Source organism: Streptomyces sp. NPDC046122, assembly GCF_056429965.1.
The window spans coordinates 1-13,365 of sequence record NZ_JBWKLQ010000020.1 but is presented as its reverse complement, the minus strand read 5'-3'; the positions used below and the strand labels follow the sequence as shown (position 1 = coordinate 13,365).

11 protein-coding genes are annotated in these 13,365 nt (G+C 71.8%); 5 read left to right on the top strand and 6 right to left on the bottom strand.

Annotation, left to right across the window (positions count from 1 at the left end; all coding sequences use genetic code 11):
- Positions 1–131: 131 nt before the first annotated feature.
- From hpf to mtnA, 6 genes are all read right to left on the bottom strand, one after another.
- Positions 132–821 carry a ribosome hibernation-promoting factor, HPF/YfiA family gene (gene hpf / locus AC07FK_RS31570; protein WP_479108359.1) on the bottom strand — a complete coding sequence of 230 codons (690 nt, stop codon included), beginning with the start codon at positions 819–821 and terminating at the stop codon, positions 132–134.
- Positions 822–1,133: 312 nt separating this feature from the next.
- Complete coding sequence (locus tag AC07FK_RS31565) at positions 1,134–1,871, bottom strand: ComF family protein (protein ID WP_479108357.1); 738 nt, start codon at positions 1,869–1,871, stop codon at positions 1,134–1,136.
- Positions 1,872–1,975: 104 nt separating this feature from the next.
- Positions 1,976–3,862: an LpqB family beta-propeller domain-containing protein gene (locus tag AC07FK_RS31560; protein WP_479108356.1), complete on the bottom strand. Its 1,887-nt coding sequence runs from the start codon at positions 3,860–3,862 to the stop codon at positions 1,976–1,978.
- Complete coding sequence (gene mtrB, locus AC07FK_RS31555; RefSeq protein WP_479108355.1) at positions 3,852–5,837, bottom strand: MtrAB system histidine kinase MtrB; 1,986 nt, start codon at positions 5,835–5,837, stop codon at positions 3,852–3,854. The genes AC07FK_RS31560 and mtrB overlap by 11 nt, the downstream gene beginning before the upstream one ends.
- A gap of 1 nt (position 5,838) precedes the next feature.
- On the bottom strand, positions 5,839–6,528 hold the full coding sequence (mtrA, locus tag AC07FK_RS31550) for a two-component system response regulator MtrA (protein WP_187283109.1): 690 nt from the start codon (positions 6,526–6,528) through the stop codon (positions 5,839–5,841).
- 4 nt (positions 6,529–6,532) lie between these two features.
- Positions 6,533–7,687, bottom strand: coding sequence for an S-methyl-5-thioribose-1-phosphate isomerase (mtnA, locus tag AC07FK_RS31545; protein WP_479108354.1), 1,155 nt, complete (start codon positions 7,685–7,687; stop codon positions 6,533–6,535).
- A gap of 140 nt (positions 7,688–7,827) precedes the next feature.
- On the opposite strand from mtnA, the gene AC07FK_RS31540 reads away from it, so the two are divergent.
- The 5 genes from AC07FK_RS31540 to AC07FK_RS31520 are packed head-to-tail and all read left to right on the top strand — an operon-like array spanning position 7,828 to position 13,221.
- Positions 7,828–9,054: a DUF7847 domain-containing protein gene (locus AC07FK_RS31540; protein WP_479108353.1), complete on the top strand. Its 1,227-nt coding sequence runs from the start codon at positions 7,828–7,830 to the stop codon at positions 9,052–9,054.
- 4 nt (positions 9,055–9,058) lie between these two features.
- On the top strand, positions 9,059–9,748 hold the full coding sequence (locus AC07FK_RS31535) for a DUF4129 domain-containing protein (protein WP_479108352.1): 690 nt from the start codon (positions 9,059–9,061) through the stop codon (positions 9,746–9,748).
- Positions 9,745–10,929 (top strand): DUF4350 domain-containing protein, encoded by a 1,185-nt coding sequence (locus AC07FK_RS31530; RefSeq protein ID WP_479108351.1) that lies wholly within the window; start codon positions 9,745–9,747, stop codon positions 10,927–10,929. The genes AC07FK_RS31535 and AC07FK_RS31530 overlap by 4 nt, the downstream gene beginning before the upstream one ends.
- Entirely contained in the window at positions 10,926–11,900 is a 975-nt protein-coding gene (locus AC07FK_RS31525) for an AAA family ATPase (protein WP_479108350.1), read from the top strand. Before AC07FK_RS31530 ends, AC07FK_RS31525 begins: the two co-directional genes overlap by 4 nt.
- 10 nt (positions 11,901–11,910) lie before the next feature.
- A complete protein-coding gene (locus AC07FK_RS31520; protein ID WP_479108349.1) occupies positions 11,911–13,221 on the top strand; it encodes a DUF58 domain-containing protein in 1,311 nt (436 codons plus the stop codon).
- The last annotated feature ends 144 nt before the right edge of the window (positions 13,222–13,365 follow it).

Sequence of the window (13,365 nt, the reverse complement as noted above, 5' to 3'; positions counted from 1 at the left end):
CATGCCCGGACGACAAGGCGGTGATCCTGCGGTCGCACGATGGTGCCCCTGGGGGGCGCACAGGCGCTCCAGGGGCACCACCACAGTGGGATACGGCACGCTGCCCTCGTCGGTTCAACGTGCCCGGCGGATCACCCGCCGAGTGCACCACCGGCGCCGCCCGCCTCGGTCTCGGCGAGAGGGTCGGTCGTCAGACGGATGACACCGTAGTCGTAGGCGTGCCGCCGGTAGACGACACTCGGCTCCTTCGTCTCGGAGTCGACGTAGAGGTAGAAGTCGTGCCCGACCAGTTCCATCTCGTACAGCGCCTGGTCGAGCGACATCGGGGCCGCGACGTGGGTCTTCTCGCGGACCACCAACGGTCCTTCGCCCTGCACCTCGAGCGATCCGATCCTGGTGGTGGGGATGGTGGGCGGTGCCTCCTCGGCAACGAGCACACCATTGCCGTTGATGGCCGCGGCGCCGGGTACGGTCGCACCGACCTCGGCCGCCGAAATCCTGCCGTTGCCCCGACGCGTGTGGCGCTTGTCGTGCTGCTTGCGCATGCGCGCCTCGAGCTTGCCCGTGGCGAGGTCCAGTGCCGCGTACGGGTCTCCGGCCGACGCTTCGGCCCGGATGACCGGGCCCCGCGAGCGGAGGGTGATCTCCACACGGTCGGAACGGTCGGCCTGCCGCGGATTCGGCTCCTTGGACACCTCGACGTCCAGGCTGATCACCTTGCCGTCGAGCTTCTGGATCTTCTCCAGGTTCAGCTTCTCGGCCACGTGCTTGCGGAACCTCTCGGGCACCTCGGTCTTGCGGCCCTTGACGACGATGTCCACGCAGAACTCCGTTCCCGGATAGCCCCGCTCAGCGGCGGAGCGTCTCCCTTTCGCACCAGGTTCCGATGAGCACCGGAACCTCGGACTTGGTGACTTTCACCTCCTCCTCCCCAGTCGACAAGATCCCCACCCCATCGACTTCGGGCTGAAGGGAAAACCCGAGCGCAGCCGTCCGAATCTTTGAGGACCAGGGTCTGCTTTCCTCACAACCGAACATAGCTCGCTCGGACGCCTGTCGGCACCCGCTACCGGCGCGTACCTCCGATCCGGCGAATTTCCCTTCTCCCTACCTGCAACGATGCAAGTTCCCCGTCAGTTCCGGTTTATTACGAACGACAGCGCGGGAGCGGCCACGACGGCGGCGCTCAGCTGCACGTACACCGGATTCGGCCATCCTCGGACGGCACTCAGTGCACGGGCGGACTCCGCCAACGAGGCCCCGGTCGTCATGAGGTCGTCCACCAGTACGGCCCGGCGGCCCTCCAGGAGCCGTGCCCCGCCGGGCACCACCTCCAGGGCCCCCGCCAGGTTCGCCGCCCGCTCACGGGCGCCCAGGCCCGCCTGGTCGCTCACCGGCCGCCGCTGCCGGAGCGTCGCCAGCACCCGGGCAGGCACCCCCGCGCGCCGCAGCTCCCCCGCCGCGGCCCGGGCGATCCGGAGCGTCGGATCGTGCCCGCGCGCCCGTACCGCCGAGCGCGCCGAGGGCACGGGCACGAGCAGCAGTGGCCCCGCCGCCCCGGCCCACCCGGCCGCAGCGGCTTGCACCGCGCCCGCCAGTGCGCCCCCGAGCGCCCCCGCAAGCCCCAATGCGCCCCGCTCCTTGTGGCCGAGCAGCACCGCCCGCACCGCGTCCTCGTACGGAGCGGCGGCATGGACCGCGGGCAGGCCGGGCGGCTCCGGCCACGGACGCACCCGGCGCGCCCCGGCTCCGTACAACGCCTGCCCGCACACCTCGCACAGCAGCGTGCGCGGCCTGCCGCAGCCGCCGCAGCCGACGGGCAGCACCAGACCGGCCACTTCCCGCCCCGTCTCCCGCCACCGTCCGCGCACGGGATCCACTGTGGCCGCCCACGGCGGTGGCAACCACCCCTGTGGACAACCCGGTTGCGGACGCTCAGGCCGGCGGCGGAAGGCGGGGGGCGGAAGGCGGGCGGCTACCCGGGGTAGACCGGTGACGAGCCCTTGCTGACCACGGTCTTCCAGTTCGCACCGGGGGGCAGCCGCACGATGCCGTCCTCCAGCGAATGCGCCAGCAGCGGCAGCCGGTCGTCGTCCGCCGAGGCGACGGCCGTCACCCGGTTCGCGCCCGGCACCGACTGGGCGTCCGACGTCGAACCGTCCGTCTGGAGATACCGCAGCTGCTGCACCCCGCCGGACTCCCGTCCGACCACCACGAGGCGGCTGCGCCCGGCCCAGGACACGGCCGTCACTTCTTCCATCTGCGGCGCGATGGGCCGCAGGTCGGCGACGGACACCTCCGGCTCGTCCTGCGGCCCGTGCCGCTCGATCCGGCCGAGCTTCAGCGTCGTGCGGCCGTCCTCGGTCACGAGCAGCGCGATCCGCACACCGTCCGCCGACACCTTGAGCGCCTCGATGCGGGCCCCGTCGAGGCCGTCGACGACCTTGACCTCCTTCGGCTCGCCCGCACCGCCCGCCAGTCGCAGCAGCCGCGGCCGGCGCGGGTCCCGGTCGGCCACCCACAGGTCGTCCCGGCCATCCCAGCTCGGCGCCGAGAGCCTGTCCTTCTGCTGCTTGGCGCCGCTGGTCACGGCCGGCTCCTGCGGCTCGCTGTCCGCGACGACGGACGCCACGTACAGCGAGCGCGCGTCCTGCGACACCCCGGCCGCCTGCCGTTCTTTGCGCGCCACCGCCACAGCGCCCAGGAGCCGCTCACCGCTGCCGAGCGGCCCGGGCACGGGTTCGGCCTCCTCGTCGTCACCGGTGTTCTCGGTGCTTCCCACCATCCGCACGAGACGCTGCTTCGTGTCGAGGAAGTACTGGTAGTCCGGGCTGCCGGAGGCGCGTTCCGGAGCGAAGTCCTCCGCTTGGTCGCCGCCGAGCACGCACAGCGTCGAACCGTCCGACCTCTGGAGCTCCACCTGCCCGATCCGGTACGACGTCAGGTCGCGCAGCGTGAAGAGCAGTTGGGCGGCCATCTCCCTGCACCGCTTCTGCCCGACGTTGGACGCCTTGTCGTTGAGCGGCACCTTGAGCGCGTTGCGGTCGTCGAACGCCAGGGACTTCTCGCCGTCCTCGAGCTCCAGCGCCGTACCCGTGGGGAAGCTCGAACCCACCACCGGTTTCAACCAGTTGGTGGGGCCGTTCAGGAGCGCCTCGACCGTCTGCGTCACCTGGTCCATCTGGGTCTGCGGGTCCATGCGCTTGCGCACGTAGACCGGGTCGGCCACCAGCCACGGATGGGCCGCGCCGGTCCGCTCCGAGGACGTGCCGGATGCGAAGTAGTACGTGTTGACGGAGCGATAGATGCGCTCGAAGTCCGACTCGCCGAGCACCAGGCCCTGCGGCAGCCCGTCGATGCGCCATTCCTTGCCGTCGGGGCCGTTCTGCCTGCTGAGATAGAGCGTCTCGTGATACGAGCCCTTGACCGGCCGGTACGCGCGCTGCCCGTTCACCTCGGCGATCTTCTTGCCGGTCAGCGCGAACGTGTAGGCCCCGCCCTCGCGGTCGTTGGCCCGCTGGTCCTGCGGCACGGGGCCGTCGTCCAGCACCGTGACCTGCGTGGGGTTCCAGTTCTTGGACGCCTTCTTCGTCAGGTACTTGCGGGCCGTGGCGAACTGGGGGTCGTCGCCCGTCATCGCCTCCAGGAAGCCCTCGACGATCTCGTTGGGCTGCGCCCCCTTCCTCGGCGCCATCCCGTACACCCGCACCTGCGAGTCGCCCCGCGGGGACGCCTCGACGGCCTCCACGTCGCCGCTGTCCGGCATGGAGGCGCAGCCCGCCAGCAGGAGACCGGCGCATCCCAGCAGCACCGTCGTCCGCGGCACCCCCCACCGGCCGCCGCGACTTCGCTCAGTGCCCACGCGTGCTGTCCTTCCGCTCCGCCTGCGATGAACCGTCTCTGTCGCCCGCCGGGCGCGCCACCACCCGGGCGCCGCTGCCCGGCAGAGCCGTCGGGTCCGCTGACGGCGCCGCGCGGGGCGGCACCGGCAGCGGCGACCGGTCGGCCCTCGGCTGGGCGGGCACCGTCGCGAGGCGGTTCGCACCGCCGCCCGGCCCGGTCCCCATGACCCGGCTGTCGGCCTCCGCGCGCTCCCGCGAGCGCCGCGAGTCCTCGGGCTCCAGCGGGATGGGCGAACCGCGCAGCGACTCGTCCGCCGTACGCGGCAGGGTCAGCCGGAACTGCGACCCGCCGCCCGGCTCCCCCCACGCCTGCAGCCAGCCACCGTGCAGCCGGGCGTCCTCCACGGCGATGGACAGGCCGAGGCCCGTACCGCCGGTGGTCCGGGCGCGCGCCGGGTCGGCCCGCCAGAAGCGGTTGAACACCCGGGTCGCCTCGCCCGGCTTGAGTCCCACGCCGTAGTCCCGCACCGCCACGGCCACCGCGCCACCCGCGGCTCCCAGCCGGACCACGACATCCCGGCCCTCACCGTGCTCCACGGCGTTGACCACGAGGTTGCGCAGCACGCGCTCCACCCGCCGGGCGTCCGCCTCGGCGACCACCGGCTGCTCGTCGCCGGTCACCCGTATCCGCGTGCCCTTGCGCTCGGCCAGCGGCTCGGCGCCCTCGATGACCCGGCGCACGACCTCGCGCAGATCTATCGGCTCCGCTTCCAGAGCCGCCGCCCCCGCGTCGAACCGGCTGATCTCCAGCAGGTCGGCCAGCAGCGACTCGAAGCGGTCCAGTTGCCCGGCGAGCAGCTCGGCGGACCGCGCCGTCACCGGGTCGAAGTCGGCACGCGCCTCATGAATGACGTCGGCGGCCATCCGTACGGTCGTCAGCGGTGTCCGCAGCTCGTGCGAGACGTCGGAGACGAAGCGGCGCTGGAGCCGGGACAGCTCCTCCAGCTGCTGGATCTTGACCTGCAGGTTCTGCGCCATCTTGTTGAAGGCCTCGCCCAGGCGGGCGATGTCGTCCTCGCCGGTGACCTTCATGCGCTCCTGGAGCCGGCCGGCGGACAGCCGCTCGGCGACCCCGGCGGCCATGCGCACCGGCGTGACGACCTGCCGCACGACGAGCCACGCGATGCCGCCGAACAGGACGACGACGAACACCCCGGCCGTGGCGAGCGTGGTCTTCACCAGGCTGAGCGACTCCTCCTCCTGCGTCAGCGGGAAGAGGTAGTACAGCTGGTAGGGCTGGCCGCTGTTGTCATTCAGCTGCTTGCCGATCACCAGGCCCGGCTCGGGCTCCTGATCGTCCGTGTACGTGATCCGGACGAAAGCCTTGTACGCCTTGCCTGTCCCCCGGTCGATCTCGTCGCGCAGCTGCTGCGGGACGCTCGCGCTCTGGTTCACGCCGCCCGAGGCGCGCGGGCCCCGGTTGCTCGAACTCTCGTCGTCCGAGTCGGCGCTCAGCGCCACCACGTGGAACGCCTGCCGGCCACCGCTGGCGAGCTGCTCCACGAGCTCGGTCCTCCAGTTGGTGGAGTTCCGCGTGGCGGCCCTCGCCTGCGCGCTGTCGCCGGCGCCCGATCCCGCGACGGTACGGGCCTTCTCCTCCGCCACGTCGAACCCACCGGCCGCCTGACTCTGCGCGGCCTCCTGCTTCGCGTCGAGCAGGCCGTTGCGCACCTGCCACATCACGACGAACCCGAGCAGCAGCACCACTCCGAGCGACATCAGCAGCGAGCCGACGACGACCCGCAGCTGGATGTTCCGCCGCCACAGCCGCAACGACGGCAGCAGTGGCCGGCGCACCCAGCGCGAGAAGAGCCGCAGGGCGGGGCCGCCCTGCAGGAACCGTCCGGCACTGGACATCTTTGGCCGTGTACCGACAGCCCGCCCCGTACGGACTCCCGGGCCCCCGGGCATCGGAGCAGTGCTGCTTCGGGTCATGTCAGCTCGGTCCCGCCTTGTAGCCGACACCGCGTACGGTCACGACGATCTCCGGCCGCTCGGGGTCCTTCTCGACCTTCGAGCGCAGCCGCTGGACATGGACGTTGACCAGCCGCGTGTCCGCGGCGTGGCGGTAGCCCCACACCTGCTCCAGCAGCACCTCGCGGGTGAACACCTGCCAGGGCTTACGGGCGAGCGCGACCAGCAGGTCGAACTCGAGCGGGGTCAGGGCGATCGACTGCCCGTCCCGCTTCACCGAATGACCGGCCACGTCGATGACCAGGTCCCCGATTGCCAGCTGTTCCGGCGCCGGCTCCTCCGACCTCCTCAGTCGCGCCCTGATACGGGCGACGAGCTCCTTGGGCTTGAACGGCTTGACGATGTAGTCGTCAGCGCCGGACTCCAGCCCCACCACCACATCTACGGTGTCGCTCTTGGCGGTGAGCATGACGATCGGCACTCCGGACTCGGCCCGGATCAGCCGGCAGACTTCGATGCCGTCCCGTCCGGGCAGCATGAGATCCAGCAGCACCAGGTCAGGCTTGGCCTCCCTGAATGCGGCCAGTGCCTTGTCGCCATCCGCTACAAAAGACGGCTCAAAACCTTCACCACGCAGCACAATGCCGAGCATCTCGGCCAGTGCGGTGTCGTCGTCGACGACAAGGACGCGTCCTTTCATAAACGACATCATCCCATTAGCTAATCGTTACCTGGCGTGACCTGGCACACAGGTCCGCCAGCGCGGCCCCCGTGACCGGGGAAATTGCACCCTGCTCCGTGACGATCGCGGTCACCAGTTCTGGCGGCGTCACGTCGAAGGCCGGGTTGTACGCCTGTGTCCCCAGCGGTGCCACAGGCATCCCGGCCCCCATCCCGGCATCAGTTCCAGCCACCGGGATCAACGGCACCGTGAACTCTGTCACCTCCTGGCCCGACCGCTGCTCCACCTCGATGGAGGCGCCGTCCGGGGTACCGAGGTCGACCGTGGTCACCGGCGCGACCACGATGAACGGCACATGGTGATACTTGGCCAGCACCGCGAGCGGATAGCTCCCCACCTTGTTCGCCACCGAACCGTCGGCCGCGATCCGGTCCGCCCCGATGAGCACGGCGTCCACCTCACCCGCCGCGAAGAGCGACCCAGCGGCGTTGTCCGTGAGCAAGGTGTACGCCATGCCGTGCCGAGCGGCCTCGTACGTCGTGAGCCTGGCCCCCTGCAGCAGCGGACGCGTCTCGTCGACCCACAGCCGCCGCAGCCTGCCCGTCCGGTGCGCGGCCAGCGCCACGGCGAACGCCGTGCCCTCACCGCCCGACACCAGTGCGCCCGTGTTGCAGTGGGTGAGGATCCGGTGCCCGCCGCCCGGCACGAGCTCTTCCAAGAGAGCGAGCCCGTGCTGCGCCATCCGCGCGCTCGCCTCGGCGTCGGCCCGGTGCAGCTCCCGAGCCGCGGCCAGCGCGGAAGCCGCCGCCCTCTCGGCCCCGGCGCCCTTCTGCAGCGCCGCCCGGTACGCCGCCGAGGCGTGCCGCACCCCGTACCCGAGGTTCACGGCGGTGGGCCGCGCCCGCTCCAGCAGCCCCACGGCCTCGTCCACGTCGTACCCGCGCGCGGCCGCCAGGGCCACGCCGTAGGCACCGGCCAGCCCGAGCACGGGAGCACCGCGGACCGCCAGCGTCTGGATGGCACCCACCAGGGCAGGCACGTCCGTACAGACCAGCTCGACCTCCTCGGCGGGGAGCCTCGTCTGGTCGAGCAGCACCAGCACGGGCCCCTCGGGCGGCTCCTCCCAGCACAGCGTAGGGAGCGCGGGCGGCTCGGCGCCCGCGGGGAATTGCGCGTCCTGATCAGCCATCCGCCCAGTCTGCCCGCTGAGGCACCGACAATTGAAGGTGCCAAGGAGATACGGGGCCCGGTCCATCGGCGGGCACCCCATGACACGATGGCTGCCAACCTGCCGCCGCGCCCGCGGACGGGCACCGTGAAGGAGCGACAATGAACGAGTCTCCGGGCTGGGCCTCGCCCGGATCCGCACCCTCCGACGGCGAGAAGCCGGGCGTGCCCCGGCCCGCCGAGCCCACCGACCAGGGCGAAGCCGCGTCGAAGTGGTCCAAGGAGCAGCCGCCGGCCGCCCAGTGGTCCGCTCCCAGCGGCCAGGGCGCGCCCTCGGGCCCCCCGCAGCAGCCTGCCCCGAACTGGGGCGGCAAGCCGCAGGGCGGCGGCTGGGGCGGTCCTCCGCCGGCCGCCAAGCCCGGCGTGATCCCCCTGCGCCCGCTCGGCGTCGGCGAGATCCTGGACGGAGCGGTGTCGACCCTGCGCGCCCACTGGCGCACCGTCCTCGGCATCACGGTCACCGTCGCGGTGATCTCCCAGATCTGCGACATCCTGGTCCAGCGCTACCTGATGCCCGCACCGCCCGAGCTCGACCCGAACGCCACGGCGTCCGAGGCCCTCAGCCAGTCCGTCGACGCGATGCAGAGCAGCCTGATCACCTCGGCGCCCACGTTCGCGATCACGCTCATCGGCACGCTCTTCACCACGGCGCTCCTGACCATGGTGATCAGCCGCTCGGTACTCGGCCGCCCGGTCACACTCGCCGACGCCTGGCGCGAGGCGAAGCCGCAGCTGCCGCGCCTGCTCGGCCTGACCCTGCTGCTGCCCCTCGTGGCCGCCGCCATCATGACGGTCGGCATCCTGCCCGGCGTTCTGCTGGGCGGCTCGGCGGGCGTCGCTCTCTCGCTGGCCGTCGGTCTCCCGGCCTTCGTCGTCGTCGTGTGGCTGATGATCCGCTTCAGCCTCGCCTCCCCTGCGCTGATGCTGGAGCGGCAGAGCGTCATGAAGTCCCTGAGCCGCTCGGCGAAGCTGGTCAGCGGCGCCTGGTGGCGGATCTTCGGCATCATGCTGCTCACCATCGTGCTGACGTTCATCGTGTCGATGATCATCGCTGTGCCGTTCGGGCTCATGGCGTACGCCGCGGACGACGGCCTGGGCAGCCTGCTCTCCGGCGAGACCCCCGAGTTCGGCTGGCCCTTCCTGATCATCACGGGCATCGGCGCGGTGATCGCCGCCTCGATCACCTACCCGATCTCCGCCGGCGTGAGCGTCCTCCTCTACATCGACCAGCGCATCCGCCGCGAGGCGCTCGACCTCGAGCTCGCTCGCGCCGCAGGCCTCCCGGGCTACGGCCCCGAGCAGTCGACCGACGCCGCCTCCGGGAGCTGATGCGGTGTCCACAGCGGGGGGCAGGACAGCAGCGGGCCTGTGGGCGCGCACAAGCGACGACGTACCGGTGGACACTCCACGCGTCCCGGCCCGCGAGGCCGCGGAGCGCGAGCTGTCGAAGCCGATGTACCACGAGAACGACCCGAGCTTTCTTGAACGCGTCATCGACCGCTTCTGGGGATGGGTCGACGACCTCTTCAGCGCGGCTTCGGGAGCCACGCCCGGCGGTGCGGTGGGCCTGGTGGTCGTCGTCGTGCTCGTCCTGCTCCTCGCCGTCGCCCTGTGGCTGCGACTCGGCACCCCACAGCGCGACCCGGGGACAGCGGGCACACTGTTCGACGAAGGCCCGCGCAGCGCGGCCGACCACCGCACCGCCGCCGAGGCGCACGCCGCCGCGCACCGCTGGAACCAGGCCGTCCAAGAACGGATGCGAGCCGTCGTCCGCTCCCTGGAGGAGCGCGCCCTCCTCGACCCGCGCCCCGGTCGCACCGCGGACGAGGCCGCCGCGGAAGCCGGACAGTCCCTGCCCGCCCATGTCGGCCGACTGCGCGCCGCCGCCCGCGAGTTCGACGACGTCACGTACGGCGGACGCACAGCCGACGACCAGGCGTACCAGCGCCTGAGCGCCCTCGACTCTGACGTCGAACGTGAGAAGCCGCTGCTCAGCGGCGCCCCCCGAGGAGCCGCCGAATGACCGGAGCTCCCACCGGCTCCACCTCGGCCTCCCCCACCGCCCGTCAGGTCTGGACACGCACCCGCGGTCTCCTGCTGGGCCTGGTCGCCGTCCTGGCCGCCGGCATCGCCATCGCGGCCGTACGCTCCGGCGACCAGCACGGCCGGCTCGACCCCCGCTCCGCGGACCCCTCGGGCAGCCGCGCCGTAGCCGAACTGCTCAAGGACAGAGGCGTCACCACGCGCGTGGTCACCACCCTCGCCGAGGCGACCGAAGCGACCACCGAGGGCAGCACCCTCCTGGTGACCAACCCCGACCTCCTGACGGACCGACAGCAGAACCAACTCCGGACCGCCGTACGGGAATCCGCATCCCGGACGGTGCTCGTCGCTCCCGGCGCCCCTTCCGCCCCGCGCCTCGTCCCCGGGGTACGTACCGAGAAGCGCACCACCGTGTCGCCCCGCTCCCCCCAGTGCTCGCTGCCCGCCGCCGTCCGCGCCGGCGACGCCGACACCGGCGGAACCCGTTACACCGCCGAAGCGAGCGACGCGGACGCCTGTTACCTCAGCGACGGCCTCGCCACCGTCCTCCGCGTACCGCACCCCACAGGCGGCGACACCGTCCTCCTGGGGGCGCCGGACATCCTCTACAACAACCGTCTCGACCAGCGGGGCAACGCCTCGCTCGCCCTGCAACTCCTCGGCTCCCGGCCTCATCTCGTCTGGTACCTCCCCTCGCTGGACGACGCCTCCGCCACCGACGGCGGCACAAGCACCTTCTACGACCTGATCCCTCCCGGCTGGCTCTGGGGCACACTCCAACTCGCACTCGCCGCCGTACTCGCCGCCGTCTGGCGTGCCCGCAGGCTCGGCCCCCTCGTGACCGAACGCCTCCCCGTAGCCGTCCGCGCCTCCGAAACCACTGAGGGCCGTGCCCGCCTGTACCGCAGAGCCGACGCCCGCGACCGCGCGGCGGAGGTCCTGCGCTCGGCGACCCGCACCCGTCTCGCCCCCCTTCTCGGCGTGCCCGCCTCCCTGGCCCACGCTCCCGACGCGCTCGTCCCGGCCGTCTCATCGCACTTGCCGACGACCGGCCGGGACCTCCCGGCCCTCCTCTTCGGACCCGCCCCCTCGAACGACGCCGGCCTCATCCGCCTGGCAGACGAACTCGACGCCCTCGAAAGAGAGGTACGCGCTTCATGAGCGCCCAGCCCGCAGAGACCCCTGACAGCGCCCGAGCCGCCCTCGAAGCTCTGCGCACCGAGATCGCTAAGGCAGTGGTCGGCCAGGACCCCGCTGTCACCGGACTCGTCGTTGCCCTGCTCTGCCGAGGCCATGTCCTGCTCGAAGGAGTTCCGGGAGTGGCCAAGACGCTCCTCGTCCGCGCACTGGCGGCCTCCCTCGAACTGGACACCAAGCGCGTTCAGTTCACCCCCGACCTCATGCCCAGCGACGTCACCGGCTCCCTGGTCTACGACGCCCGCACAGCGGAGTTCTCCTTCCAGCCCGGACCGGTTTTCACCAACCTGCTGCTCGCGGACGAAATCAACCGCACTCCCCCCAAGACCCAGGCGTCCCTCCTGGAAGCGATGGAGGAGCGTCAGGTCACCGTCGACGGCACGCCCCGCCCTCTGCCCGACCCCTTCCTGGTCGCGGCGACCCAGAACCCCGTGGAGTACGAGGGCACTTACCCCCTCCCCGAAGCCCAGCTGGACCGCTTCCTGCTGAAACTCACGGTCCCGCTCCCGTCCCGCGAGGACGAGATCGGCGTGCTGACCCGCCACGCGGACGGCTTCAACCCCCGCGACCTGCACGCGGCCGGACTACGCCCGGCCGCTGGCCCCGCCGACCTGGAGGCAGCCCGCGCCGCCGTGGCCAAGACCGCCGTCTCCGCCGAGATCACCGGTTACGTCGTCGATATCTGCCGTGCCACTCGAGAATCCCCCTCGCTCACTCTCGGCGTCTCACCGCGAGGCGCCACCGCCCTGCTCTCCACCGCCCGCGCCTGGGCCTGGCTCACCGGCAGGGACTACGTCATCCCCGACGACGTGAAGGCCTTGGCCCTTCCCACCCTGCGCCACCGCATCCAGCTCCGGCCCGAGGCGGAGATGGAGGGAGTCACCGCGGACTCCGTCATCACCGCGATCCTCGCCCACGTCCCCGTGCCCCGCTGAGGCGCCGACCGTGGCTCTTACCGGACGAACCGCACTCCTCGCCGCCCTCGGCGCCATCCCCATCGGCGTCCTCGCGCCGAACTGGTCCGGGGTCCTCGCCGTGAACACCCCCCTCGCACTCGCAATTGTGTGCGACTACGCTCTGGCCGCACCAGTGCGAAAGCTCCGTTTCACCCGAAGTGGTGACACCTCAGTTCGGCTGGGTGACGATGCCCAGATCGAGCTGACCGTCACCAACCCTTCTGGCCGGCCCCTGCGTGGCCGGCTCCGCGACGCCTGGCCGCCCAGCAGCTGGGCCCCCGGCACCGAGCAGACAGCGTCCCGGCACGAGCTGCGCGTCCCGGCGGGAGAACGCCGCCGCCTGACAACCGCCCTGCGCCCGACGCGTCGCGGCGACCGCCACCCCGACCGCGTCACCGTTCGCTCGTACGGCCCACTCGGTCTCGCGGCTCGCCAGGGCAGCCACCAGGCCCCCTGGACGGTTCGTGTCCTCCCGCCTTTCCACAGCAGGAAGCATCTCCCCTCGAAACTGGCTCGCCTGCGCGAACTCGACGGCCGCACCAGCGTCCTGACCCGTGGCGAAGGCACGGAGTTCGACAGCCTCCGCGATTACGTACCCGGCGACGACACCCGTTCCATCGACTGGCGCGCGACAGCTCGACAGAACTCGGTGGCCGTACGGACTTGGCGCCCGGAACGTGACCGCCACATCCTGATCGTCCTCGACACCGGCCGCACATCCGCCGGGCGCGTCGGCGACGTACCCCGACTGGACGCCTCCATGGACGCGGCCCTTCTCGTGGCAGCTCTGGCCTCCCGGGCCGGCGACCGCGTGGACCTGCTGGCCTACGACCGTCGCACCCGCACCCAGGTACAGGGCCGCACCGGAGGGGACGTCCTGCCGGCTCTGGTCAACGCCATGGCTCCGCTGGAACCCGCGCTGGTGGAAACCGACGCCCGAGGTCTGAGCGCGACCGCCCTGGCCAACGCCCCCCGCGGCTCCTTGATCGTGCTGCTCACGGGCCTGGACGCCGCCCCCGTCGAAGAGGGCATCCTCCCGGTGCTCCCCCAGCTCACCCGGCGGCACACCGTCGTGGTGGCCTCGGTGTCCGACCCCCGCGTCGAGCACATGGCAGCCGGTCGGAGCACCGTGGACGCGGTGTACGAAGCCGCCGCCGCCTACCAGGCCAAGGAACAGCGCCGCCGCACGGCGGAGAAACTCACCCGCCACAACGTCACGGTCGTAGACGCCACACCTGACGGTCTGGCCCCCGCTCTGGCCGACGCATACCTCGCGCTCAAAGCGGGAGGCCGCCTCTAGCGGCAGACGGGTCACTCGGTCGCCGGGCCCTGCCCATGCGCGGCAGGGACGCCGGCCCCGGAACGCAGAAAAGCCCCGCACCATAAAGGTGCGGGGCTTTCCCACAATGATTGTTCGGCGGCGTCCTACTCTCCCACAGGGTCC

Coding starts and splice junctions, on each gene's coding strand:
- AC07FK_RS31525 (WP_479108350.1), top strand. CDS start 10,926: ATGAGCGCCCAGCCCGCAGAGACCCCTGACAGCGCCCGAGCCGCCCTC.
- AC07FK_RS31530 (WP_479108351.1), top strand. CDS start 9,745: ATGACCGGAGCTCCCACCGGCTCCACCTCGGCCTCCCCCACCGCCCGT.
- AC07FK_RS31540 (WP_479108353.1), top strand. CDS start 7,828: ATGAACGAGTCTCCGGGCTGGGCCTCGCCCGGATCCGCACCCTCCGAC.
- mtrA (WP_187283109.1), bottom strand. CDS start 6,528: ATGATGTCGTTTATGAAAGGACGCGTCCTTGTCGTCGACGACGACACC.
- mtrB (WP_479108355.1), bottom strand. CDS start 5,837: ATGACCCGAAGCAGCACTGCTCCGATGCCCGGGGGCCCGGGAGTCCGT.
- mtnA (WP_479108354.1), bottom strand. CDS start 7,687: ATGGCTGATCAGGACGCGCAATTCCCCGCGGGCGCCGAGCCGCCCGCG.